Here is a 20,979-nt window from a genome sequence, read left to right as displayed (position 1 = left end):
ATTGACATGCTGGCTTCACGATTAGTCATATTACTGTCACAGACTCCTCCTATATTTCGCGGTGTCGTCTACACGCTCACGCGACACACGCTCACTACTGGAGATTAAGAATGAAATTGATGCAAACCGCGCTGGCCGGCCTGATTGGTGCAGTGTTCGCCATCTCCGCTCAAGCAGCCGACATCACCGGCGCGGGTTCCACCTTTGCAGCGCCGATCTACACGAAGTGGGCGGACGCCTACCAGAAAACGGGCGGCGGCAAGGTGAACTACCAAGGCATCGGCTCGTCGGGCGGTATCAAGCAAATCATCGCGAAGACCGTGGATTTCGCGGGCTCGGACGCTCCGCTGAAAGACGACGAACTCGCGAAGAACGGCCTGTTCCAGTTCCCGACGGTCGTCGGCGGCGTGGTGCCGGTCATCAACGTGCCGGGCGTGAAGGCTGGCGAAGTGACGCTATCGGGCCAGGTGCTCGGCGACATCTACCTCGGCAAGATCAAGAAGTGGAACGACCCGGAAATCGCCGCGCTGAACCCGAAGGTCAAGCTGCCGGATACGGACATCGCGGTCGTGCGCCGCGCCGACGGCTCCGGCACGAGCTTCATCTGGACGAACTATCTGTCGAAGGTGAACACCGAGTGGAAGTCGAAGGTCGGCGAAGGTTCGACGGTCAACTGGCCGACGGGCACGGGCGGCAAGGGCAACGACGGCGTCGCGGCATTCGTGCAGCGTCTGCCGGGCGCGATCGGCTACGTCGAATGGGCGTACGCGAAGCAGAACAAGATGACCTACGTCGGCATGAAGAATTCGGCCGGCACGGTCGTCGAGCCGAAGACCGACACGTTCAAGGCAGCGGCAGCGGGCGCGGACTGGTCGAAGTCGTTCTATCAGATTCTGACGGACGAGCCGGGCAAGAACGCATGGCCGATCGTCGGCGCGACCTTCGTGCTGCTGCACGCGACGCAAGAGAAGCCGGCGCAGGGCACGGAAACGCTGAAATTCTTCGACTGGGCGTTCAAGAACGGCGGCCAGGCTGCGAACGATCTCGACTATATCTCGCTGCCGGATTCGGTCGTCGCCGAAATCAAGACGCAATGGAAGGCGAAGGTCAAGGACGCATCGGGCAAGGCGGTCGCGGAATAAGGGAAGCAAGCAGTCGTTTGAAACTGTCCTAAGCTTCTGATTCGCGGGACAGCAACGCAGCAAGGAAGCCGCGCGGCGAGCCAACGTTCGCCGCGCGGTCTGACACGTAGCGAAACCAAGGCTCCCATGTCGGACATCAACCTATCGTCGGCCGTGCCGGCGGCGCATACGCAGCGCGCGCCGAGCCGCATCGGCGACATCATTTTCGGCGGCGTGACGCGGCTTGCGGCTGTCATCACGCTGCTCCTGCTCGGCGGCATCATCGTTTCGCTGATCATCGCGTCGATGCCGACCATTCAGAAATTCGGCCTCTCGTTCCTCTGGCGTTCGGAATGGGATCCGCCCAGCGACTCGTTCGGGGCGCTCGTGCCCATCTACGGCACGATTGCGACGTCGATCATCGCGCTCATCATCGCGGTGCCGGTGAGCTTCGGCATCGCGCTCTTTCTGACCGAACTGTCGCCCGCGTGGCTGCGCCGTCCGCTCGGCGTCGCGATCGAACTTCTCGCGGCGATTCCGTCGATCGTCTACGGCATGTGGGGCCTGCTCGTGTTCGCGCCGATCTTCGCGCAATACTTCGAAAAGCCCCTCGGCAAGCTGCTCGGCGACGTGCCCCTGATCGGCATCTTCTTTCAAGGCGCGCCGATCGGCATCGGCATTCTGTGCGCCGGCGTGATTCTCGCGATCATGATCATTCCGTACATCGCATCCGTGATGCGCGACGTGTTCGAAGTGACGCCCGTGCTGCTGAAGGAATCGGCATACGGCATCGGCTGCACGACGTGGGAAGTCATGTGGAAGATCGTGCTGCCCTATACGCGCGCCGGCGTGATCGGCGGCGTCATGCTCGGCCTCGGCCGCGCGCTCGGCGAGACGATGGCTGTGACGTTCGTCATCGGCAATACGAACCTGCTCGACAACGTGTCGCTCTTCTCGCCCGGCAACAGCATCACCTCGGCGCTCGCGAACGAATTCGCGGAAGCGAGTCCGGGCCTGCATACGTCGGCGTTGATGGAGCTCGGTCTGATTCTTTTCGTCATCACGTTCTTCGTGCTCGCGCTCTCGAAGCTGATGCTTCTGCGCATGGAACGCGGGGAGGGCCGTAAATAATGAGCCGTCCCGTTACGTTCAACCAGGATTCGAGCCGCGTGGAAGCCACGCGTCAGAAGCTGCAGCGCCGCCGCCGCGGCACGAACGCGGTTGCGCTGACGCTCTCGCTCGCCGCGATGGCCTTCGGCCTCATCTGGCTCGTGTGGATTCTCTTCACGACGCTCAGGCTCGGCATCGGCGGGTTGTCGGTCGATCTGTTCACGCAATCGACGCCGCCGCCGAACACCGATGGCGGCGGTCTCGCCAACGCGATCGTCGGCTCGCTGATGCTCGTCGTGCTCGCAACGTTCGTCGGCACGCCGCTCGGCATTCTCGCGGGCGTCTACCTCGCGGAGTACGGCCAGAAGCGCTGGCTCGCGAGCGTCACGCGCTTCATCAACGACATCTTGCTGTCCGCGCCTTCGATCGTCGTCGGTCTCTTCGTGTATGCGATCGTCGTCGCGAAGATGGGCCGCTTCTCGGGCTGGGCCGGCGTGATCGCGTTGGCGCTGCTGCAGATTCCGATCGTGATCCGCACGACGGAAAACATGCTGAAGCTCGTGCCGAACGCATTGCGCGAAGCCGCGTTCGCACTCGGTACGCCCAAGTGGAAGATGGTGATGTCGATCACGCTGAAGGCGTCGGTGGGCGGCATCGTGACGGGCGTGTTGCTGGCGGTCGCGCGTATCGCCGGCGAAACCGCGCCGCTGCTTTTCACGGCGCTGTCGAATCAATTTTTCTCGTGGGACATGAACCAGCCGGTGGCCAATCTGCCGGTGACGATCTACAAGTTCGCGATGAGTCCGTTCCCGCAGTGGCAATCGCTCGCGTGGGCCGGTGTGTTCCTGATTACGCTCGGCGTGCTGGGTCTGAATATCCTGGCGCGCGCGATCTTCTCGAAGAAATAAGGGTGGAGTGATTCCATGAACATGGTCGAAAGCGGTGTCAACCACCAGGAAAAGCAGATCGAGCGCGGCCCGGTGCCGGGCAGCGTGCGCCCGACGCACAGTTCGCAGCCTGCTGATTCCATCAAGCCGAAGATCGAGGTGAACAACCTCAACTTCTTCTACAACAAGTATCACGCGCTGAAGAACATCAACCTGCGCATTCCCGAGAAGAAAGTGACGGCGTTCATCGGTCCGTCGGGCTGCGGCAAATCCACGCTTCTGCGCACGTTCAACAAGATGTATGCGCTTTATCCGGAGCAGCGCGCCGAAGGCGAAATCCTGATGGACGGCACGAACCTGCTCGACACGACGAAGGATATTTCGCTCCTGCGCGCGCGCGTGGGCATGGTGTTCCAGAAGCCGACGCCGTTCCCGATGTCGATCTACGACAACATCGCGTTCGGCGTGAAGATGTTCGAGCAACTGTCGCGCTCGGAAATGGATGACCGCGTCGAATGGGCGCTCACGAAAGCCGCGCTCTGGACCGAAGTAAAGGACAAGTTGCAGCAAAGCGGCTACGGTCTGTCGGGTGGCCAGCAGCAGCGTCTGTGCATCGCGCGCGGCATCGCGATTCGTCCGGAAGTGCTGCTGCTGGACGAACCTTGCTCGGCGCTCGACCCGATTTCGACGGGCCGTATCGAAGAGCTGATCGCCGAACTGAAAAGCGATTACACGGTCGTCATCGTCACGCACAACATGCAGCAGGCGGCGCGTTGTTCGGACTACACTGCCTATATGTATCTCGGTGAATTGATCGAGTTCGGCGACACCGAAAAGATCTTCATCAAGCCGGCCCGCAAGGAAACGGAAGACTACATCACGGGCCGCTTCGGCTGATTGTCAGCCAGGTGAAACAGAAGGCTTAAGGAGCATATATGTCCGATAAACATCTTTCGAGCCAGTTCGACGCCGATCTCAACGCGGTGTCGTCGAAAGTGCTGGAAATGGGCGGTCTGGTCGAGTCGCAGATCATCGCAGCGATGCAGGCGCTGAACGAATTCGACATCGGCATCGCGGATCAGGTGATCGCGGCCGAAGCGCGTCTGAACATGATGGAAGTCGAGATCGACGAAGAGTGCAGCAACATCATCGCGCGCCGTCAGCCGGCTGCGCGTGACTTGCGTCTGTTGATGGCGATCTCGAAGACGATCACGAATCTCGAACGCGCCGGCGACGAAGCGGAGAAGATCGCCAAGCGCGTGAAGCGCATCAACGAAGACGGCGCGGGCCGCACGGTGAACATCGCCGAGATCAAGCTGTCGGGCGAAATGGCGGTATCGATCCTGCGCCGCGCGCTCGATGCGTTCGCGCGTCTCGACACGGTTGCCGCCGCGCAGATCGTGCGCGACGACAAGGCCATCGACGAGGAATTCCGCGCCTTCGTGCGCAAGCTCGTGACGTACATGATGGAAGATCCGCGCACGATTTCGGCGGGCCTCGATTATCTGTTCATCGCGAAAGCGGTGGAGCGCATCGGCGATCACGCGAAGAACATCGCTGAGTTCATCATCTACATCGTCAAGGGCACCGACGTGCGGCATATTTCGCGCGATCAGCTCGAACGTGAGGCGCTGAGTTAATCGCGCGCAATCGTTTCATTTCAAGCAAAAGGTCAAGAGGTGCCGATGCCCAGCAGTATCCTCGTCGTGGAAGACGAACCCGCGATCTCCGAACTGATTTCGGTGAACCTTCAACATGCGGGACATTGCCCGATTCGTGCGTATAACGCGGAACAGGCGCAAAACCTGATCAGCGACGTGCTGCCCGATCTCGTGTTGCTCGACTGGATGTTGCCGGGCAAGTCGGGCATCGCGTTCGCGCGAGAGCTGCGCAACAACGAGCGCACGAAGCACATTCCGATCATCATGCTGACAGCGCGCGGCGACGAGCAGGACAAGGTGCTTGGCCTCGAAATCGGCGCGGACGATTACGTCACGAAGCCGTTCTCGCCGAAGGAACTGATGGCGCGCATCAAGGCGGTGTTGCGCCGGCGCGCGCCGCAGCTCACCGAAGACGTCGTCGCGATCAATGGGCTGCGTCTCGATCCGGCGACGCATCGCGTGGCGGCGAGTCATTCGGGCAACGACATCAAGCTCGATCTCGGTCCGACGGAATTTCGCCTGCTGCACTTTTTCATGACGCATCCTGAGCGCGTGCACAGCCGCACGCAATTGCTGGATCAGGTGTGGGGCGATCACGTGTTCGTCGAAGAGCGCACGGTCGATGTGCATATCAAGCGTCTGCGTGCTGCGCTCAAGCCGGCGGGTTGCGATGCTATGATCGAAACGGTGCGCGGCAGCGGATACCGGCTTGCGAAGAGCGCCTGAATTCTGTCAACGTTATCCGCTCTAACTTGCCGCATCAACGTCACTCAGACTCACCGACAACATGAACATCATCTGGACGCGTGCGATCGTGTCCCTCGCGCTGCTCGCCGCGCTGTGCGCCGCGATCGGCGCATTCGCGGGCTTGCGCATCGCGCTTGCCTTCGCGGTGCTCATGCTCGTCGTGCAGGGCTTCTTCGTCACGTATCACATGCAGCGCCTCTGGCGTCTGCTCGAAGCGCCGGTCTACGGCGAGGTGCCGAGCGCGCTCGGCATCTGGGGCGAGATCTACTATCGCCTGCACAAGCTCGCGAAGCGCTGGCACGCGCAAGTGCGTCAGGTCGAGCAACAGCATGCGCGCTTCATTCAGGCGATCCAGGCGTCACCGAACGGCGTCGCGATGCTCGACGATCACGATCAGATCGAGTGGTGTAACGACATCGCCGAGAAGCACTTCGGTCTCGATGCGAAGCGCGACTTGCGCCAGCACATCACGCATCTCGTGCGCAATCCCGATTTCGTCCGCTATCTGAACGCGCACCACTACGAAGAGATGCTCGTGATGCGCGGCATGGGCGTGAATCGCAAGTACACGGTTTCGGTGCAGGTGTTTCCGTACGGTGACAATCGCAAGCTGCTTCTGACGCAGGACATTACCGAACTGGAGCGCACGGATTCGATGCGCCGCGATTTCGTCGCCAATGTCTCGCATGAGTTGAAGACGCCGCTTACCGTGCTATCCGGCTTTCTCGAAACCATGCGTGAGTTGCCGCTCGATGAAGCCGATCGCATGCGTTATCTCGACATGATGGAGCAGCAGGCGTCGCGCATGCAGAACATCGTGCGCGATCTGCTCGTGCTCGCGAATCTCGAAGGCGATATGCGGCCGCCTGGCGATGAACTGCTGGATATGCGCGCCGTGCTGCGTCATTTGGAAGACGACGCGAACAATCTGTCGAACGGGCGCCATCGCATCACGTTTCATAGCGACGATGCGCTGACGGTTGCGGGCGTCGAGACCGAAGTGATGAGCGCGCTCGGCAATCTCGTGACCAACGCCGTGCGTTATACGCCTGATGGCGGGACCATCGAGGTGACGTGGCAGCGCATGAAGGATCGTGCGGTTTTTACGGTGCGGGATACGGGGCTCGGGATTCCTGCGGAGCATATTCCGCGTTTGACGGAGCGGTTTTATCGAGTGGATCGGAGCCGGTCGCGGGATACGGGGGGGACAGGGCTTGGGCTTGCCATCGTCAAGCATGTGCTGCAACGGCACGGTGCAGAGCTCGACGTTAAAAGCGAAGTGGGGAAGGGGAGTATGTTTATCGTGAGGTTTCCAGGGTCGCGGACAGCGTTTAGGAAGTCGCTTGCGGCTTGAGTGGATTCTGGTGATTGTCGCCGGATCCCGTTGTCGTGTCGGTCTTGTGCTTGTTTGCTTCCGCTTTCGTAGAATCCTGTTTTCGCGTCGGTCTATTAGCGTTGCCCCTGTGCGGGGCGGCAGTGCTAATAGACCGACACGAACGCAGGATTCCACGAAAGCGGAAGCGAACAAGCACAAAGCCCGACGCGAATACCGAATCCAGCGAAGAAGAAAACACGCACGAAAAAGGGCAAAAAACATCAAGAACAAAACTTAGCCAGCAACCCTAACTGCGCGTTGCGAATAGACTTACCCGGACGGCGCTTCCGATAATGCCCATCGCTCTGCATGACCCAAGCCGATTGATTATCGCCAAGACAAACCGATAACCCTTCAGCAATAACCCGCCGCTTCAACCGCCTATCGCGAATTGGAAACGCCACTTCCACACGACGAAAGAAGTTGCGATCCATCCAGTCAGCGCTCGACAAAAACACATCTTCCCTGCCATTCGCATAGAAGTAAAAAATCCGATGATGCTCGAGAAAGCGCCCGACGACTGACCGAACCGTAATGTTCTCCGAAAGATCCTCGACGCCGGGCTTCAACGAACAAACCCCGCGCACGATCAGATCGATCTTCACGCCCGCATGCGAAGCCTCGTAAAGCGCGGCAATAACCGTAGGCTCGAGCAGAGCATTCATCTTCGCGACGATGCGCGCACGCCGTCCCGCCCGCGCATGCTCGGCCTCGGCGCGGATCGCATCGATCAGCTTCGCATGCAGCGTGAAAGGCGATTGCCATAACTGATGCAGCGGAATCTCTCCGCCAATGCCCGTCAGTTGCTGAAAGACGTGATGCACGTCCTCGCACATTTCCTGATCGGAAGTCATCAGACCGAAGTCGGTATAAAGACGCGCCGTGCGCGGATGATAGTTGCCCGTGCCCAAGTGGGCATAACGCTTCAACACGAACTTGCCGCCTTGCGACACGCGCCGCACGATCAGCATCATCTTCGCGTGGCACTTATGGCCGACGACGCCATACACCACATGCGCGCCAACCGCTTCGAGCTGCGACGCCCAATTGATGTTCGTCTCTTCATCGAAGCGCGCGAGCAGTTCCACGACGACCGTCACTTCCTTGCCATTGCGCGCGGCCTGCATGAGCGCATCCATGAGCGGCGAATCGGTGCCCGTGCGATAAATCGTCTGTTTGATCGCGACGACCTGCGGATCCTTCGCGGCCTGAAGCAGCAGCTCCAGCACCGGCTGAAAACTCTCGTACGGATGATGCAAAAGGATATCGCCCTGATCGATCGCATCGAAAAGATTCGACGTGTTCACGATCGCCTTCGGCACCGACGGAATATGCGGCACGAACTTGAGATCGGGTCGATCGACCATCTCGGGCAACTGCATGAGCCGCACGAGATTCACCGGCCCGTTCACGCGATACAGATCGCGTTCGCTCAGCTGACCTTCGTCGAGCAGACGCCGCACGAGATGCGGCGGCGTTTCCGCCGACACTTCGAGACGCACCGCGTTGCCCAGATGCCGCGCCGGCAATTCGCCCTGCAGCGCGACGCGCAGATTGGTGATTTCGTCCTCATCGACGAAAAGCTCGCTGTTGCGCGTGATGCGAAACTGATTGCAACTGCGCACGACGAGATGCGGAAACAGCTCGTTCACGAAGTGCTGCATGAACGAGCTCAGCAGCACGAAACCATGCGGATAGCCCGACAGCGCTTCGGGCATGCGAACGAGCCGCGGCAGCGCGCGCGGTGCCTGCACGATGCCCATCATCGCCTGACGGCCGAAGGCATCGGTGCCTTCCAGCTCGACGACGAAGTTCAGGCTCTTGTTCAGCACGCGCGGAAACGGATGCGCGGGATCGAGCCCGATAGGCGTCAGGACGGGGAGCAGTTCGTTGTAGAAGTAGTCGCGCGCCCATCCGGTCTGCTGTTCCGTCCAGTCCTCCGCGCCGTGAAAATAGATGCCTTCCATTTCGAGCGCGGGCAGCACGATGTCATGCAGCATCGAATATTGCTGGCGCACGAGCCGTTGCGCGCGCTCGGAGACGAGGTCGTAGACGTGCTGCAGCGACATGCCATCCGGCGAGAGCGAGCCGGGGTTGTCGCGCATCTGCTCTTGCAGACCCGCCATACGGACTTCGAAGAATTCGTCGAGATTGCTGCTGGTGATGCAGATGAAACGCAGGCGTTCCAACAGGGGAACCGTCGTATCGGCGGCTTGCGCGAGGACGCGCTCGTTGAAACCTAGTATGCCCAGTTCGCGGTTGAAGAGCGGATAGCGTATGGACATCGGAGGGAGGGAAGGTGTCTCGATCAGATGGGCAAGGGAACTCTCGGATGCTCTCACAGTATGATGTATTTTTTATGACATAGCGGATGTCACAAATTCTACTCACATTGCGGATAGCGTTGCCAGCGCAAACGCGCGGTTCCGAACGGGACGGCAAGGCCCGCTCGCCAACCCCGGCATAGAATAGAATTCGTGCGCTGCAGCAGCGCCGCTGTGACAGTGCTTCCCCCCCACTTCACGATTTCTGGATATCCGATGGTCACACATCCCCATCTACTTGCCGCGGTCGACCTCGGATCGAACAGTTTCCGGTTGATCGTCGGACGGGTCGAGGAAACGCCCGCCGGCAGCCAGATCTATCAGGTCGACGCGCTGCGCGAGCCCGTACGTCTCGGCGGCGGCCTCTCCAAGGACAAGATGCTCGACCGCGCATCGCAGGTGCGCGGCTGGGACGCGCTGAAGCGCTTCGGCGAACGTCTGCGCGATTTCCATCCCGACCAGGTGCGCGCCGTCGCCACCAACACGCTGCGCGTCGCGAAAAACGCGCCCGACTTTCTCGCCGAGGCGGAAGCCGCGCTCGGGTTTCCGATCGAAGTCATCGCCGGGCGCGAGGAAGCGCGCCTCATCTACGCGGGCGCCGCGCATTCGGTGCCGGCGAGCGCGGGCAAGCGGCTCGTGGTCGATATCGGCGGCGGCTCGACGGAATTCATCATCGGATCGCATTACACGCCGATCCACATGGAAAGCCTCTATATCGGCTGCGTGAGCCATAGCCGCCAGTTTTTCCCGGCCGGCAACGTCGACGAATACACGATGCGGCAGGCCGAACTCGCCGCCAAACGCGAGATCCAGATCATTTCGAGCGAATACAAGGGCACCGGCTGGGATCAGGCCATCGGCTCGTCGGGCACGGCGCGCGCGCTCGCGGAACTGATCGAGGCGAACGGCTTCAACGACGAAGGCATCACGCACGGCATCTCGCGCGGCGGGCTGGAGAAGCTCAAGCGCGCGCTCATCAAGGCCGAGAACGTGAACCGGCTGAAGCTCGTCGCGTTGAAGCCCGATCGCGTGCCGGTGCTGGCGGGCGGGCTTTCGATCATGCTCGGCGTGTTCGAGGAACTGGGCATCGACTATGCCGATACGACCGATGCCGCGCTGCGCCTCGGCGTGCTCTACGACCTGCTCGGACGCTCGCAGCATCAGGACATGCGGACGGTGACGGTCGAAGGCTTCAAGCGCCGTTATGGCGTCGATGCCGCGCAGGCGGAGCGCATCGGCGAACTGGCGATCAGCTTCTACGACCAGCTCGGCGAACCCGACGAAGACGTGCGCGAGGAGAACCGCATGTTCCTCGCGTGGGCCGCGTCGCTGCACGAGATCGGACTGTCGATCGCGCACAGTGCGTATCACAAGCATTCGGCGTATATCGCGAGCAACGCCGACATGCCGGGGTTTTCCCGCACCGATCAGGCGCGTCTCGCCGCGCTCGTGCTCGGCCACGCCGGCAAGCTCGGCAAGCTCGCGCAGGCGCGCGACGTCGAATGGACGCTGCTGTTTTGCCTGCGGCTCGCCGCGCTGCTGTCGCGCCGGCGCACGGATGTCGGGCTGCCCGGCATCGAAGTGAGGCAGGCGAGTGGCGGTTTCGAAGTGCATCTGCCGAACGAGTGGGTGGCGAACAATCCGCTCACCGACTACAGCCTCGTTCAGGAAGCGATGGAATGGGAGAAGATCGGGCGGCCGTATCGCGTGGTATACACGGGCGACTGATTTTCGCGTCGTGAGAAAGAGAAGGCCCCGTCGAGTCGACGGGGCCTTTTGCGTTTCAGGGCTTCAACGTCCCTGCATGTCGCCGATGAAATGCCGCGCGTAACGAGCGTTGATATCGGACAGACGGAAGAGCGTGAGGAAGTCGGCGGTGTTGAAATCCGGATCCCATGCCGGCGCGCCGCAAATCCTCGCGCCGAGCCGCAGATAACCCTTCACGAGCGGCGGCGGGCTCACGTTCGCGCCGGTGCGCAACTCCTCGACGGGCAGCGGCGTGTGCGGGAACGCGCGGTACTCAGGGGCGGTGAGCGCATCGGCGGGTAGCGACGTGTAGAGATTCGCGGCGTAATGACCGCCGTCGATCATGCCGACGCTCGCGCAGCCGAGCATCGTCTCATAGCCGTTTTGCATCATGTACGCGGCGAGGCCGCCCCACAGCGACATGATCACCGCGCCGTTGCGATAATCCGGATGCACGCACGAGCGTCCTACTTCGACGAGCTTCGGGCGCAGGTGCGTGAGGCGCGACACGTCGAATTCGCTTTCAGCGTAGAGACGCCCGATGCGCGCCGCCTGATGCGGCGGCAGCACGCGATACGTGCCCACGACCTGCAGCGTGTCGAGATCGCGCACGAGCAGGTGATCGCAATAGGCGTCGAAGGCGTCGACGTCGAGCCCTGCGGGGCCGGACAGACGCGCGCCCATTTCCTCCGAGAACACGCGAAAGCGCAGGCGCTGCGCGTCGCGCAGGGCGTCGTCGTCGCGCGCCCACGCGACTTGCAGGCGCTCGCGGCCCGTGTTCGTTTCCGACGTGCGCGGAAGGTGGCGGCGCGAATCGAGCGAGAGCGATGACGCTCCGAGTTGCAGGAAAGGCGTCGGCAGTTCTTGCATTGGCGTTCCTCGACAGGACGTTGCTGTGGCTTCAAGTCCTCGCCAATGTAGTAATGCACGGTGACGCTCGCATGGCATCGCAATGACGTTTCGATGAAACGACATCCGCATGAACGCGAGCTTACGACGCCTGAAGCAGGTCCGGATTGATGACCGCGCGCAGCACGCTTTGCCCGTCGCCGCCGCGCGTGCGCGACTGGAGCCACCAGATGCCCGACTTCTTGATCGACCAATCCGCTTCGTGGCCCGTCATGAGGAGCGCGGCCACCCGGCCGAGCGTCGGCTGATGCCCGATGACGACGACCGTCTCCGCAATGCCGTCCGGCCAGCCCGCCGCATCGAGCACGGCCTGCGCGCCGTTGCCGGGCGCGAGCGCGTCGACGACGCGATAGCGGTCGCCGAAGGCTTCGGCCGTCTGGATCGTGCGCGTCGCGGGACTGGCGAGCAGCACGGCGTCATCGTCGATGCGCGCCTTCAGCCACTTTGCGATGCCTTGCGCCTGTTTGCGCCCGCGCGGCGTGAGCTGCCGCGCGAGATCGCTCGACGCCTGATCTTCTGCTTCGGCGTGTCGCCAGAGAATGAGGTTCATCGATTGTCTCCGGATGATGAGGTTCGCTTTCGGATGCAGCAGAAAGTTGCGTGCCTGAGTTCGGCATTGCGGACGCGGGTCAGGCACGCTACAATCTGCGGCTCGTCGGAGCGTAGCGCAGCCTGGTAGCGCATCTGATTTGGGATCAGAGGGTCGAAGGTTCGAATCCTTTCGCTCCGACCACGATACACGAAGGGGTTACAAGTTACGGCTTGTAACCCCTTTGTCTTTTCTACGCTCTTCCAGGAGTCTCAATGCGCGCTGTTTCCGCCTTCGCTTGCGCCGTTTTCTTCACGCTCGGTCTCGCCGCCTGTGCGGAGTCTGGCCATCAGAAGCACGAACCGAAAGATCCGCCCGACTACAAGGGCGTGCCGACGGACATGACGCCGCCGTCGATGATCTCCGATCCTGCCAAGCCTCAGTAAGCCCCGCAAAGACGAAGCCCCGATGCGGGCGCACCGGGGCTTCTGACCCGCGCCAACCGTTCGCGCGGAGATACGGCACGGGCTGCCGCCAGTCTAGGAATTCGAGCGCGTCACGGCTGTATGCGCTTGTTTCCGTGCGTAACGGGATGCAAGGCGCGCCTCGTGCAGGGATGCAAGAAACCGTAATGCGTAACTCTTTCCGTTTCGGCGATTTCGGCGGGATTCATCCAACGAAACTTTTGCCGCTCGGGTATCATCGCCCGAACTTGTTGCAAAATGTATCTGTCATGGATCTGCTCTGGATTTTTGCTGCTGTCGCGCCGCTCGCCGTCGCTTCGCTCGTGGCGTTTGCCGCGCATATCGATCCGTTGTCGGGGCATTGGCGCACGTGGGCGCCGAAAGACCGCTGACGGGCGTTACTGCTTGCAGCGGATCACCATCGAACGGTTCTTGATGTTCGCGCCGAAGATTCCGCCCACCGTGCCGCCTGCGGTCGCGCCGTTGTCGGCATCCTTCGAAATCACGTCGTAACCGTACGCGCCGCACGTTTCACCCGCCTGCTTGTAGCAGGCCGCCCAGCTCGTCGCCGCGTCGCCGCCGCTGCAGTTGATCGCGAAGCCCGTGTCGCCCGAAGGCAGATAGGTCATCGTCGGGCCGCTCGCGCAGCCGGCCAGTGCGCCGGTGAGCGCGAGAGCCGCGCCGAGCGCGGCGGTGTTGATCCTCATCGTCAATCTCATCGATCTTCCTTAAAGCGGCCGCCGGCTGTCAGCGCGGCGGCAGATAGCGCGCCGGGTCCGTCGAGCGGCCCATGTAGCGCACTTCGAAATGCAGCATGGTGCGATTGCTGTCGGTGTCGCCCATTTCGGCGATTTGCTGGCCCTGCTGCACGGTCTGGCCTTCCTTCACCAGAAGCACGCGATTGTGGGCGTAGGCGGTCAGATAATCGTCGTCATGCTTGACGATCAGCATGTTGCCGTAGCCGCGCAGACCGTTGCCGGCGTAGACGACATTGCCGCTCGCGGCGGCGACGACGGGCGTGCCCGCCGCATTGGCGATGTCGATGCCCTTCGAGTTCTTGCCGTCGAAGCTGCGAACGACGCTGCCCTGCGCCGGCCACACGAGCGTGACGCCCGGTCCGGCCTTGCTCTGCGAGGACGCCTGCGCGCCGGCTTCGCTCTTCGCGCTGCCCGTTGCCGCCGCACCCGATGAATCCGCGGTGCTCGCGCTGCCCGCAGGCGGCGCGATACGCAGCACCTGTCCGACCTCGATGGCGTCGGGATTCGCGAGCCCGTTCCAGCGCTTGATGTTCGCGATCGTCGTGCGATTCTCGCGCGCGATTTTGGAAACCGTGTCTCCACGCTCTACACGATAGAAACCCGGCGCGACCGGCCCCGTTCCACAAGCGGCCAACACTGCGATGAGCGATGCGCAGACGAGCCGTCGAATTGTTTTTTGCAAACCTGACCTCGCAAAGCATCGCCGCGAGCAGTGCGTGCACAGCCGCGCGGCGAATCGAAAGGCAGGATTTTACCGTCTCGGGTTTCCCCGGACAGAATGACGCCGCTTCGCCTACGCCTGCTCGCCGACGACGAGCCGCAGCGAAGCCGTCTCCGTCTTGCCCGGCGCGAGCCAGCGCAGGCCGCGCCCGTTGTGGATGGCATCGGGCAGGCCGATCCACGGTTCGACGCAATAGAAGTCCGATGCGTCGGATTCGGTCCAGGTCGTGACCGCGTACCACGGCACGGAATCGGGCTGCTGCAACTCGAAGGCGATCGTGCGCTTCAGGCCCGGCAGATTCAACAGCACCGGTTCGTCGGACTGCCGCGTGAGGCAATGAAACGTATCGACGATGCCCGGATCGGCGAGCGAATAACGCGGCAGGCCGGGCTCGGCTTCGGTGATCGAGCCGTCCGGAAGCTGACGGCGCCGTTCGGTGTGCGGCAGCGCGACGCTGCTCTCGCCGCGCTGGCCGTGCGGCAGATGAAAATAGAAGTGATGCCCGGCGTAGTAGGGCAGCGCGACCTCGCCCGGATTCGACGTCGTCAGCTCGACTTCGAGCGTATGGCCGTCGACGATGCGGTACGCCGCCTCGAAGCGGAACGCGAACGGATAGCCGTCGCGGGTGGCGTCGCTGTCGACGAGCGTCATGCGCAGGCCGTGGCCGTCGGCGTCGCGCGTGTGGGAAAAGGGCAGGTTGCGCGCGAAGCCGTGCGTCGGCAGCGCATGCACGATGCCTTCCGGATCGCGCCACTTGCCGATTTCGCCATCGACGAAATGCCGTCCGAGAAACGGAAAGAGCAGCGGATTGCCGCCGCGGATCTTCGCGGGATTGGACCAGTCGGCGGCGTCGGGCCAGTGCACGACGGACTTGCCGCCGACGCGCCAGGTCATGAGCCGTCCGCCCGCGTGCGGCGCGAGCTGGATGGCGGCGCCGTCGCGCTCGATTTCAATGATGTCGGATTCCGGTGACATGATGGCAGGCGCTCCGTTGGATGGCGAGACGCCGCGCACGCTCCTGAGCGACGCGGCTTAACCCGACGATTCTGCCTTGGAATTCTGTCCGGAAAAACCCTTTGCGGGAAATTGCGACTAAGCAAGGCTTATGCAATATGTTGTTATATGCTCCCTGTGTTGGGAATCAGACGGACAAGGAGTAACCATGGATCTGGCGATGGCAATGGGCGTCGCGATGTTCGGGCTCTTCGGGGCAAGCACGGCGCTTTTCCTCTACAAGCTGAAGGCCTGACGGGCGATCGCCGAATTGCGAGTCCGCGTCCCGTTCGGAGGCGCGCTCGCTTTCGTATTGCCTGTCATCGACTTTCGATAATGCTTCGTTTTGCCGACGATTGACTGTCGGCGCAATTTGTGTGCGGTAAGCGCTTGGCGCTCGATTTAGCCGACGGCATAATCGGTCCCGTTTGCGCGCCGTATCGACTCATCCTTCCTGTTCCACATTCCCTGTCCGGCATCTTTGGCTTCGCGTGACGCGAGGAATGGAACTGCACGGCGCGTCCTCCACCTTCCCCGAAAAAGGACCGACGCGTGACTTTGTGGTTTCTCGTTTTCTTAAGCGTGCTCCAGGGCGTAACCGAGCTCTTTCCTGTCAGCAGCCTCGGGCACACGCTCCTCGTTCCCGGCCTGATCGGCATGCACATCGACAAGCACGCGCCGCAACTGCTGCCGTTTCTCGTCGCGCTGCATCTGGGCACGGCCGTCGCGCTGCTCTGGTATTTCCGTGAACGCTGGATCGCGCTGATCCGCGGCTTCTTCGCGTCGCTCGGCGGACGCAAGAACGACGATGGGCACATGATGTGGGCGCTCATCATCGGCACGATTCCGACGGGCATCGTCGGCTTGCTGCTCGAGAAGCGGCTCGAGGCCATCTTTCACGATCTGCGGATCGTCGCGGCGGCGCTGATCGTCAACGGCGTGCTGCTGTGGCTCGGTGACCGTCTGCAGCGAAGCCGCGCGACGCGGGCGCCGGAAAAGCTCACGTTCAGGCAGGCGTTTCTGGTCGGGCTCGCGCAGATCGGCGCGCTGATTCCGGGCTTTTCGCGCAGCGGCCTGACGATGATCGCGGGCGTGGGCGCGGGTCTCACGGCTGAAGCGGCGGCGGAATTCTCGTTCCTGCTCGGCACGCCGATCATCTTCGCGGCGGGCGTGCTCGAATTGCCGAAGCTCTTTCACGCGCCGGGACAACTCGCCGATTCGGTGCTGGGCGGGGTGCTGACGGGCATCGCGGCGTATCTGAGCGTGCGCTTCCTGATGCGCTACTTCGAAGGCCACGGCAAGCTCGCGTCGTTCGGCGTGTATTGCGTGATCGCGGGAATCTTCTTCCTCGGCTGGTTCATGATGCATCCGCAGCCGATGTGACGAGCCGGGACAAGGGCAGCGGCGAATGAGGTAAAATCGCGATCTCTCCTGATTCGCGGCGGCTTTCGCGGTTGTCTCGCGTCTTACTCGCGTTGCTTCCGCCGCCCGCTCCGGTTCTCCGCCCTTAGCTCAGCTGGATAGAGCAACGGCCTTCTAAGCCGTAGGTCACACGTTCTTATTGTGATGCGCGGCAGTCGCATATTGTTATAATTTTGGTCTCTAACCGCCCTTAGCTCAGTTGGATAGAGCAACGGCCTTCTAAGCCGTAGGTCACACGTTCGATTCGTGTAGGGCGGACTTCACATTTCCATAAAAATCAGTAGGTTAGCGAGTTAGTTGTTTATCGCAACATACGATTAAATCGTTGTCTGTGCGCTACCGCACAGAGGCGGCGCATTCCTCTGCTACCTTCCAAGTCAGTTGCATATTTGGAGCGGCTGGCATGTTGAAGAATGTGACCATAGTGCCTGAGGATAAGGACGGGCAGCGCTCCTGGAAGCTTTTGGGTCCGGACGGCAAGAGAATTGCGGCGTTCGACGCTTTTGCCAACTCCCTGCTTCGCAAGTGCTCGCTCCGCACGCGAATCGCGTACTGTTATCAGCTTGCCAGATTTCTTGACTATGTCTTTGAAGCGGCTGCGCTCCTCGGTTGTGCCGGGCAAACGATAGCTCGTTCAACCTTAGAAGAGGTTATCGAAGCCTACGATGATTACCTTGTCATAGGCGCAGCGTCCGGCAAGTGCATTGCACGACTGGTCGACTCAACCATCCCTTCCCCAAAAAGCAGTGGAGCCACCTCGGCTCAAGCTCACGCAGCCATTCGACGGTTCCTAAAGCTTTCCGAGCGAGTACGTAGAGAACTTAGCGAGTTAGCCCAGCCCATTCCTGAGAATTGCGCTGTGGACGAAGTTCGGCTTTTTTCCGACATCAAGAGTCGCGAGGTCATCAAAGGTCCGCAGCGCGCCGCACTTATTCAACACTCCATCATTGCTGGCGTCGTTGCTGGTGGGCCGAAGTTCATCGAGAATGCCATCGCAAGCACGGCATCAGCCAAGGTCGACTACGACAAGTCCCGGGCCTTTCCATTTGACAAGATTGGGGATTTCATTCGTTGCTTACCGTCATACCGTGACAAGTCGGCGTACTCCCTCTTCGCGGCAAGCGGATGTCGTGGACATGAAGGTCGTCAAGTCCTGTTCGACGACATAGACGTTGCTCATGCGAAAGTCTTTCTTGTAGACCCGGCGTCTCGACGTAATCATTCAAGCTATCTCTATCTTCAGCCGCGGGAAAGGGAGATGCTGTCGTGGAAAGGGCGAACCACACATGAAACGCTTTTAATTGAACCGTTCGCAACGATGTTCTTCGAAAATCTCGAGTTGTATCTGAAGCACGAATACATTCCCCATGGACTACACCGCTTCGTCTTTCAGTACTCCTCTCAACAATGTTTGGGAAGACCATACTTCTTGTCGGATGCCAGCGGGCGACGGTCGATTTTCAAGAAGGCCGTAGAGAAGGTTGGTATTCAAACTAGAATCGGGGGAGACCATTCACTTCGGCATGCTTATGGAACTTACGCACTGAATTATTTCCCAAGAATGAACGGTGAATATGGGCTGCCTTTGGCATTCGTTCAGCAGATTATGGGGCATAAGTACGCGAGTAACACGTCGAAGTACGCCCAGTATGACAAAGACCTTCTTCAAGAAGAACTTAAACATGCGAATTCGGTGGTCTTCGGTGAAGGTCTTCCAAAATCAGTGAGGGAACTCAAGTTGCAGGCACTTAACGCCTTAGTGGCGAAACTTGAGCAAGACTTGGCGAGAGAAAAAGATGCTCAACGCGACTGATGGACAACTCGTCTTCAACGAAACAGGCGCCGCGTTAGACCGTGCAGTTGCGGAGGCGTTGTTTGAAGCGTCGCAAGCTATGTTATGTGCATACAAGCTTGAATCACTAGACCTACGTCGCGTCACAACGAAAACGCATTTAACAGTTGCTTTCTCGAAGTTCGTTGAACTACAGACGCTGGAGCAGCGAGAGAAAACATTCGATGAATCTTATGTGCAGAACGCCTTCAAGATATGCGTGGGGCGGCTCGAAGACGTCACCGCAGAACAATTCTACGCCTTTACCCTTGGCACGCCGCAGGGCGAGTTTGCGTATAAAAGAAGCTACGCGCGACGAATGCCGCTTGGCGCCACGATGTTCTTGCTTGCGCTTCACAGTTGCGGCTGCATTACTCTTCCATTTTCGTTTGCTTGGCCGAGTATATACAATGAGCATGGTCGTCGCATGGAAATCGGAATGTCTGTCTGCTCCGAACTGCTGGCGTTTGTGAGAACTTTGGATAGTCAGGCAGAAATCGTCTCAGACCCCGCATTCCTCGCAATAACCAACGACCGAAAGGGCCGAGAATATTTTCTCACTTATGGTACAAAGTTGCTTCTTGCAACCGGTTGGCATCGGCCCGCAGATGTCAACCTTGAGGACTTGCTGGCGCTAAAAGAAGCCGAGAGGCAGGGCGTCCTCCGCCCAACTTCACCTCCGCCGTTTCGCCTTCTACTTGATGTATTGACTAGACGATTTGGCGCGGCAGTCGTGGTGTCGGTTGCTGAGTGGTCTGAAAAGATGAATCTCTCATTAAAGGAGAAGCGCAGTGCTAGCACGGAGAAGCCCTTGTCGAAGCCGCTCAAAGAGGAGGTCAGAGCGAGATTGGCCTTCCGCACCGATGCCGACATCCTTGAAGAGGTGATTTTGCGGAAACCGGGATTTGCTGCGCCAGCTAGGCTGAAGCGGCTAGGAGCGCTGCCCGGATTGAATCTTGATTTTGCTGCCCTAACACGTCAATGGCTGCAGTTGGAAGAACTCTATTTGCGAAAGACCAAAGTCGAGTCGGTTAAGGGATTGAGGTTGGGTCTTGGTTATCTAAATCTCTATCTGTTCTTGTACCTACCGTATTGGTTCGATAGAAATTCAGACGTCTCTTTTGCATTTCCAGACTGCCCAGAAAAGCTGACGGCCAGCATCTTTATCTCGCGCCTGCTTGACATCAACGGTCCCACTCCGTTCACGTTCATGGAGTTGATGGATGCGATACGCGATACTAGAGATTGGATGGGCAATAGCTACTACGCTATGTTGCACGCGGTGGAAAAGTTCTTTTCCTTCATTGAAAAGTACAGCAACGAGATTCCAGGCTGCGGGGGCTTTCGGCAACCGATGTCACGGGACGATTATCCACGGACGTCGCGTGGCGGGACGACGGCGAAGCCTCCGATTCCTCGAAGGGTTTTTTCGGTTCTTATTTCGTATCTGGAGGCCATCCGTAATCACCAGGAGTGCATTCTGCAGGGAGTGTTATCTGGTGAGGTGGACGGCTCCTCATTTTCTCAGTATATGAATCGGAGGAGGTTTATAGACACGACAGATTTGATTGAGAAATTTGGCGGGTGTATTCCTGTTCTATTCTTCAAAGGCAAAGCCACCCCGCTGCGCCACATCCCAAATTTCCTCTCCCTGAAATGTTTTGACGTCAAAGATGGGGAGAAGAATCGCTCGCTAATACTACCCCAGCCTCACGCACTCAACCAGATACTCTGCGCACTTTACACCGGGCTGCGACACAACCATATCCAATGGCTTGACGCTACAAAATTCGATTACCTCGTCACCAAACATGTGAATGAATTCGCGAAGTTGCATGTCAACACCGATAAGTCTAAGACCGGAGCGTGGACTCCAGATGTGAATATGCGAGTGATTGAGGTGCTCCGGAATCAGAGGGCGTGGCGTCAGCTGATTGCAGGAAATGAATTCGCGCAACTGCACCACTACAACAACAACCCGCAGACAAAATGGCCAAAGATTCTTCCCTTGTTCTCTGCTCTAACGGACGGGAAGACGAAGCGGTTATCACAGCGGGCTCACCGAGGAACAACGGCGGGTACGATATGACGGGTGGGAGGACCTTGCTCGTCAGCTTTCCGCGTACGTAGCGCGGAAGATTGATAGCTCGGGTCGGTCGTCGGACGTTGCGTTGACCCGGGCCGAGAGGTGCGTGAGATTGAAGGTCGACGCTGTCGAGTGGGACTTTTCGCTAGCGGAGGTGGCTTGGGTCATGAATCGCACGCGGCAACTGCTGCTACCTGAGTCCGACGAATAGCTTGGGGCTCATGCAAAAACCATGACCTGATGCTTCTGGCGGTGGCATTCAGCTGGTCCGGCGAGCAGCCGGCATGAAAGCGCA

General features: G+C 60.1%; 19 protein-coding genes and 2 tRNA genes. 15 read left to right on the top strand and 6 right to left on the bottom strand.

What is annotated here, in order from left to right; all coding sequences use genetic code 11:
* Positions 1-110: 110 nt before the first annotated feature.
* From pstS to phoR, 7 genes are all read left to right on the top strand, one after another.
* Entirely contained in the window at positions 111-1,142 is a 1,032-nt protein-coding gene (gene pstS / locus NCT05_RS11410; RefSeq protein WP_008342038.1) for a phosphate ABC transporter substrate-binding protein PstS, read from the top strand.
* A 126-nt stretch (positions 1,143-1,268) separates the two neighbouring features.
* On the top strand, positions 1,269-2,252 hold the full coding sequence (pstC, locus tag NCT05_RS11405; RefSeq protein WP_008342037.1) for a phosphate ABC transporter permease PstC: 984 nt from the start codon (positions 1,269-1,271) through the stop codon (positions 2,250-2,252).
* A complete protein-coding gene (pstA, locus tag NCT05_RS11400) occupies positions 2,252-3,139 on the top strand; it encodes a phosphate ABC transporter permease PstA (RefSeq protein WP_244807467.1) in 888 nt (295 codons plus the stop codon). The genes pstC and pstA overlap by 1 nt, the downstream gene beginning before the upstream one ends.
* 15 nt (positions 3,140-3,154) lie before the next feature.
* Entirely contained in the window at positions 3,155-4,015 is an 861-nt protein-coding gene (pstB, locus tag NCT05_RS11395) for a phosphate ABC transporter ATP-binding protein PstB (protein ID WP_008342032.1), read from the top strand.
* Positions 4,016-4,053: 38 nt separating this feature from the next.
* Positions 4,054-4,758 (top strand): phosphate signaling complex protein PhoU, encoded by a 705-nt coding sequence (gene phoU / locus NCT05_RS11390; RefSeq protein WP_008342031.1) that lies wholly within the window; start codon positions 4,054-4,056, stop codon positions 4,756-4,758.
* Positions 4,759-4,803: 45 nt separating this feature from the next.
* Entirely contained in the window at positions 4,804-5,505 is a 702-nt protein-coding gene (gene phoB, locus NCT05_RS11385; protein WP_008342029.1) for a phosphate regulon transcriptional regulator PhoB, read from the top strand.
* Positions 5,506-5,566: 61 nt separating this feature from the next.
* Positions 5,567-6,880, top strand: coding sequence for a phosphate regulon sensor histidine kinase PhoR (gene phoR / locus NCT05_RS11380; protein ID WP_008342027.1), 1,314 nt, complete (start codon positions 5,567-5,569; stop codon positions 6,878-6,880).
* 242 nt (positions 6,881-7,122) lie between these two features.
* Here the strand turns inward: phoR and ppk1 are convergent, their stop codons facing one another.
* A complete protein-coding gene (ppk1, locus tag NCT05_RS11375; RefSeq protein WP_008342026.1) occupies positions 7,123-9,186 on the bottom strand; it encodes a polyphosphate kinase 1 in 2,064 nt (687 codons plus the stop codon).
* A gap of 255 nt (positions 9,187-9,441) precedes the next feature.
* On the opposite strand from ppk1, the gene ppx reads away from it, so the two are divergent.
* Entirely contained in the window at positions 9,442-10,953 is a 1,512-nt protein-coding gene (gene ppx / locus NCT05_RS11370; protein ID WP_008342024.1) for an exopolyphosphatase, read from the top strand.
* 63 nt (positions 10,954-11,016) lie between these two features.
* Here ppx and NCT05_RS11365 read toward each other — a convergent pair whose 3' ends face one another.
* Both NCT05_RS11365 and NCT05_RS11360 read right to left on the bottom strand, forming a co-directional pair.
* Entirely contained in the window at positions 11,017-11,841 is an 825-nt protein-coding gene (locus NCT05_RS11365; protein ID WP_008342022.1) for a GNAT family N-acetyltransferase, read from the bottom strand.
* 121 nt (positions 11,842-11,962) lie between these two features.
* Positions 11,963-12,430 (bottom strand): SixA phosphatase family protein, encoded by a 468-nt coding sequence (locus tag NCT05_RS11360; RefSeq protein WP_034474269.1) that lies wholly within the window; start codon positions 12,428-12,430, stop codon positions 11,963-11,965.
* Positions 12,431-12,536: 106 nt separating this feature from the next.
* Between NCT05_RS11360 and NCT05_RS11355 the strand changes: the two genes are divergently transcribed.
* The 3 genes from NCT05_RS11355 to NCT05_RS11345 all read left to right on the top strand — a co-directional run bounded on the left by NCT05_RS11355 (position 12,537) and on the right by NCT05_RS11345 (position 13,265).
* Positions 12,537-12,613 (top strand) — tRNA-Pro (locus tag NCT05_RS11355).
* A 71-nt stretch (positions 12,614-12,684) separates the two neighbouring features.
* On the top strand, positions 12,685-12,855 hold the full coding sequence (locus tag NCT05_RS11350) for a hypothetical protein (RefSeq protein WP_167561874.1): 171 nt from the start codon (positions 12,685-12,687) through the stop codon (positions 12,853-12,855).
* Positions 12,856-13,001: 146 nt separating this feature from the next.
* Positions 13,002-13,265 (top strand): hypothetical protein, encoded by a 264-nt coding sequence (locus NCT05_RS11345; RefSeq protein WP_235366331.1) that lies wholly within the window; start codon positions 13,002-13,004, stop codon positions 13,263-13,265.
* Between the two features lie 6 nt (positions 13,266-13,271).
* On the opposite strand, the gene NCT05_RS11340 is transcribed toward NCT05_RS11345, so the two are convergent.
* The 3 genes from NCT05_RS11340 to NCT05_RS11330 all read right to left on the bottom strand — a co-directional run bounded on the left by NCT05_RS11340 (position 13,272) and on the right by NCT05_RS11330 (position 15,327).
* Positions 13,272-13,592, bottom strand: coding sequence for a hypothetical protein (locus tag NCT05_RS11340; RefSeq protein WP_008342014.1), 321 nt, complete (start codon positions 13,590-13,592; stop codon positions 13,272-13,274).
* A 28-nt stretch (positions 13,593-13,620) separates the two neighbouring features.
* On the bottom strand, positions 13,621-14,313 hold the full coding sequence (locus NCT05_RS11335; RefSeq protein WP_244807465.1) for a peptidoglycan DD-metalloendopeptidase family protein: 693 nt from the start codon (positions 14,311-14,313) through the stop codon (positions 13,621-13,623).
* 111 nt (positions 14,314-14,424) lie between these two features.
* Positions 14,425-15,327, bottom strand: a complete 903-nt coding sequence (locus tag NCT05_RS11330) for an aldose epimerase family protein (protein ID WP_008342010.1) — start codon at positions 15,325-15,327, stop codon at positions 14,425-14,427.
* Positions 15,328-15,897: 570 nt separating this feature from the next.
* Between NCT05_RS11330 and NCT05_RS11325 the strand changes: the two genes are divergently transcribed.
* The 4 genes from NCT05_RS11325 to NCT05_RS11310 all read left to right on the top strand — a co-directional run bounded on the left by NCT05_RS11325 (position 15,898) and on the right by NCT05_RS11310 (position 20,687).
* On the top strand, positions 15,898-16,728 hold the full coding sequence (locus NCT05_RS11325; protein WP_008342009.1) for an undecaprenyl-diphosphate phosphatase: 831 nt from the start codon (positions 15,898-15,900) through the stop codon (positions 16,726-16,728).
* A gap of 223 nt (positions 16,729-16,951) precedes the next feature.
* A tRNA-Arg gene (locus tag NCT05_RS11320) sits at positions 16,952-17,025 on the top strand.
* A gap of 145 nt (positions 17,026-17,170) precedes the next feature.
* A complete protein-coding gene (locus NCT05_RS11315) occupies positions 17,171-18,580 on the top strand; it encodes a tyrosine-type recombinase/integrase (RefSeq protein ID WP_250502293.1) in 1,410 nt (469 codons plus the stop codon).
* A complete protein-coding gene (locus NCT05_RS11310; RefSeq protein WP_250502292.1) occupies positions 18,564-20,687 on the top strand; it encodes a hypothetical protein in 2,124 nt (707 codons plus the stop codon). Before NCT05_RS11315 ends, NCT05_RS11310 begins: the two co-directional genes overlap by 17 nt.
* The last annotated feature ends 292 nt before the right edge of the window (positions 20,688-20,979 follow it).

The organism is Caballeronia sp. AZ7_KS35 (assembly GCF_023631045.1).
Taxonomy (GTDB): Bacteria; Pseudomonadota; Gammaproteobacteria; order Burkholderiales; family Burkholderiaceae; genus Caballeronia; species Caballeronia zhejiangensis.
Note: the sequence above shows the minus strand (reverse complement) of the source record. Positions and strands in the feature narration are given on the sequence as shown.

What these genes read in the sequence shown, in the direction of transcription:
- NCT05_RS11350 (WP_167561874.1), top strand. Translation starts at nt 12,685, where the DNA reads ATGCGCGCTGTTTCCGCCTTCGCTTGCGCCGTTTTCTTCACGCTCGGT.
- ppk1 (WP_008342026.1), bottom strand. Translation starts at nt 9,186, where the DNA reads ATGTCCATACGCTATCCGCTCTTCAACCGCGAACTGGGCATACTAGGT.
- phoB (WP_008342029.1), top strand. Translation starts at nt 4,804, where the DNA reads ATGCCCAGCAGTATCCTCGTCGTGGAAGACGAACCCGCGATCTCCGAA.
- NCT05_RS11360 (WP_034474269.1), bottom strand. Translation starts at nt 12,430, where the DNA reads ATGAACCTCATTCTCTGGCGACACGCCGAAGCAGAAGATCAGGCGTCG.
- ppx (WP_008342024.1), top strand. Translation starts at nt 9,442, where the DNA reads ATGGTCACACATCCCCATCTACTTGCCGCGGTCGACCTCGGATCGAAC.
- NCT05_RS11310 (WP_250502292.1), top strand. Translation starts at nt 18,564, where the DNA reads ATGCTCAACGCGACTGATGGACAACTCGTCTTCAACGAAACAGGCGCC.
- NCT05_RS11340 (WP_008342014.1), bottom strand. Translation starts at nt 13,592, where the DNA reads ATGAGATTGACGATGAGGATCAACACCGCCGCGCTCGGCGCGGCTCTC.
- pstS (WP_008342038.1), top strand. Translation starts at nt 111, where the DNA reads ATGAAATTGATGCAAACCGCGCTGGCCGGCCTGATTGGTGCAGTGTTC.
- NCT05_RS11365 (WP_008342022.1), bottom strand. Translation starts at nt 11,841, where the DNA reads ATGCAAGAACTGCCGACGCCTTTCCTGCAACTCGGAGCGTCATCGCTC.
- phoR (WP_008342027.1), top strand. Translation starts at nt 5,567, where the DNA reads ATGAACATCATCTGGACGCGTGCGATCGTGTCCCTCGCGCTGCTCGCC.
- pstC (WP_008342037.1), top strand. Translation starts at nt 1,269, where the DNA reads ATGTCGGACATCAACCTATCGTCGGCCGTGCCGGCGGCGCATACGCAG.
- pstA (WP_244807467.1), top strand. Translation starts at nt 2,252, where the DNA reads ATGAGCCGTCCCGTTACGTTCAACCAGGATTCGAGCCGCGTGGAAGCC.
- pstB (WP_008342032.1), top strand. Translation starts at nt 3,155, where the DNA reads ATGAACATGGTCGAAAGCGGTGTCAACCACCAGGAAAAGCAGATCGAG.
- phoU (WP_008342031.1), top strand. Translation starts at nt 4,054, where the DNA reads ATGTCCGATAAACATCTTTCGAGCCAGTTCGACGCCGATCTCAACGCG.
- NCT05_RS11315 (WP_250502293.1), top strand. Translation starts at nt 17,171, where the DNA reads ATGTTGAAGAATGTGACCATAGTGCCTGAGGATAAGGACGGGCAGCGC.
- NCT05_RS11330 (WP_008342010.1), bottom strand. Translation starts at nt 15,327, where the DNA reads ATGTCACCGGAATCCGACATCATTGAAATCGAGCGCGACGGCGCCGCC.
- NCT05_RS11345 (WP_235366331.1), top strand. Translation starts at nt 13,002, where the DNA reads ATGCAAGGCGCGCCTCGTGCAGGGATGCAAGAAACCGTAATGCGTAAC.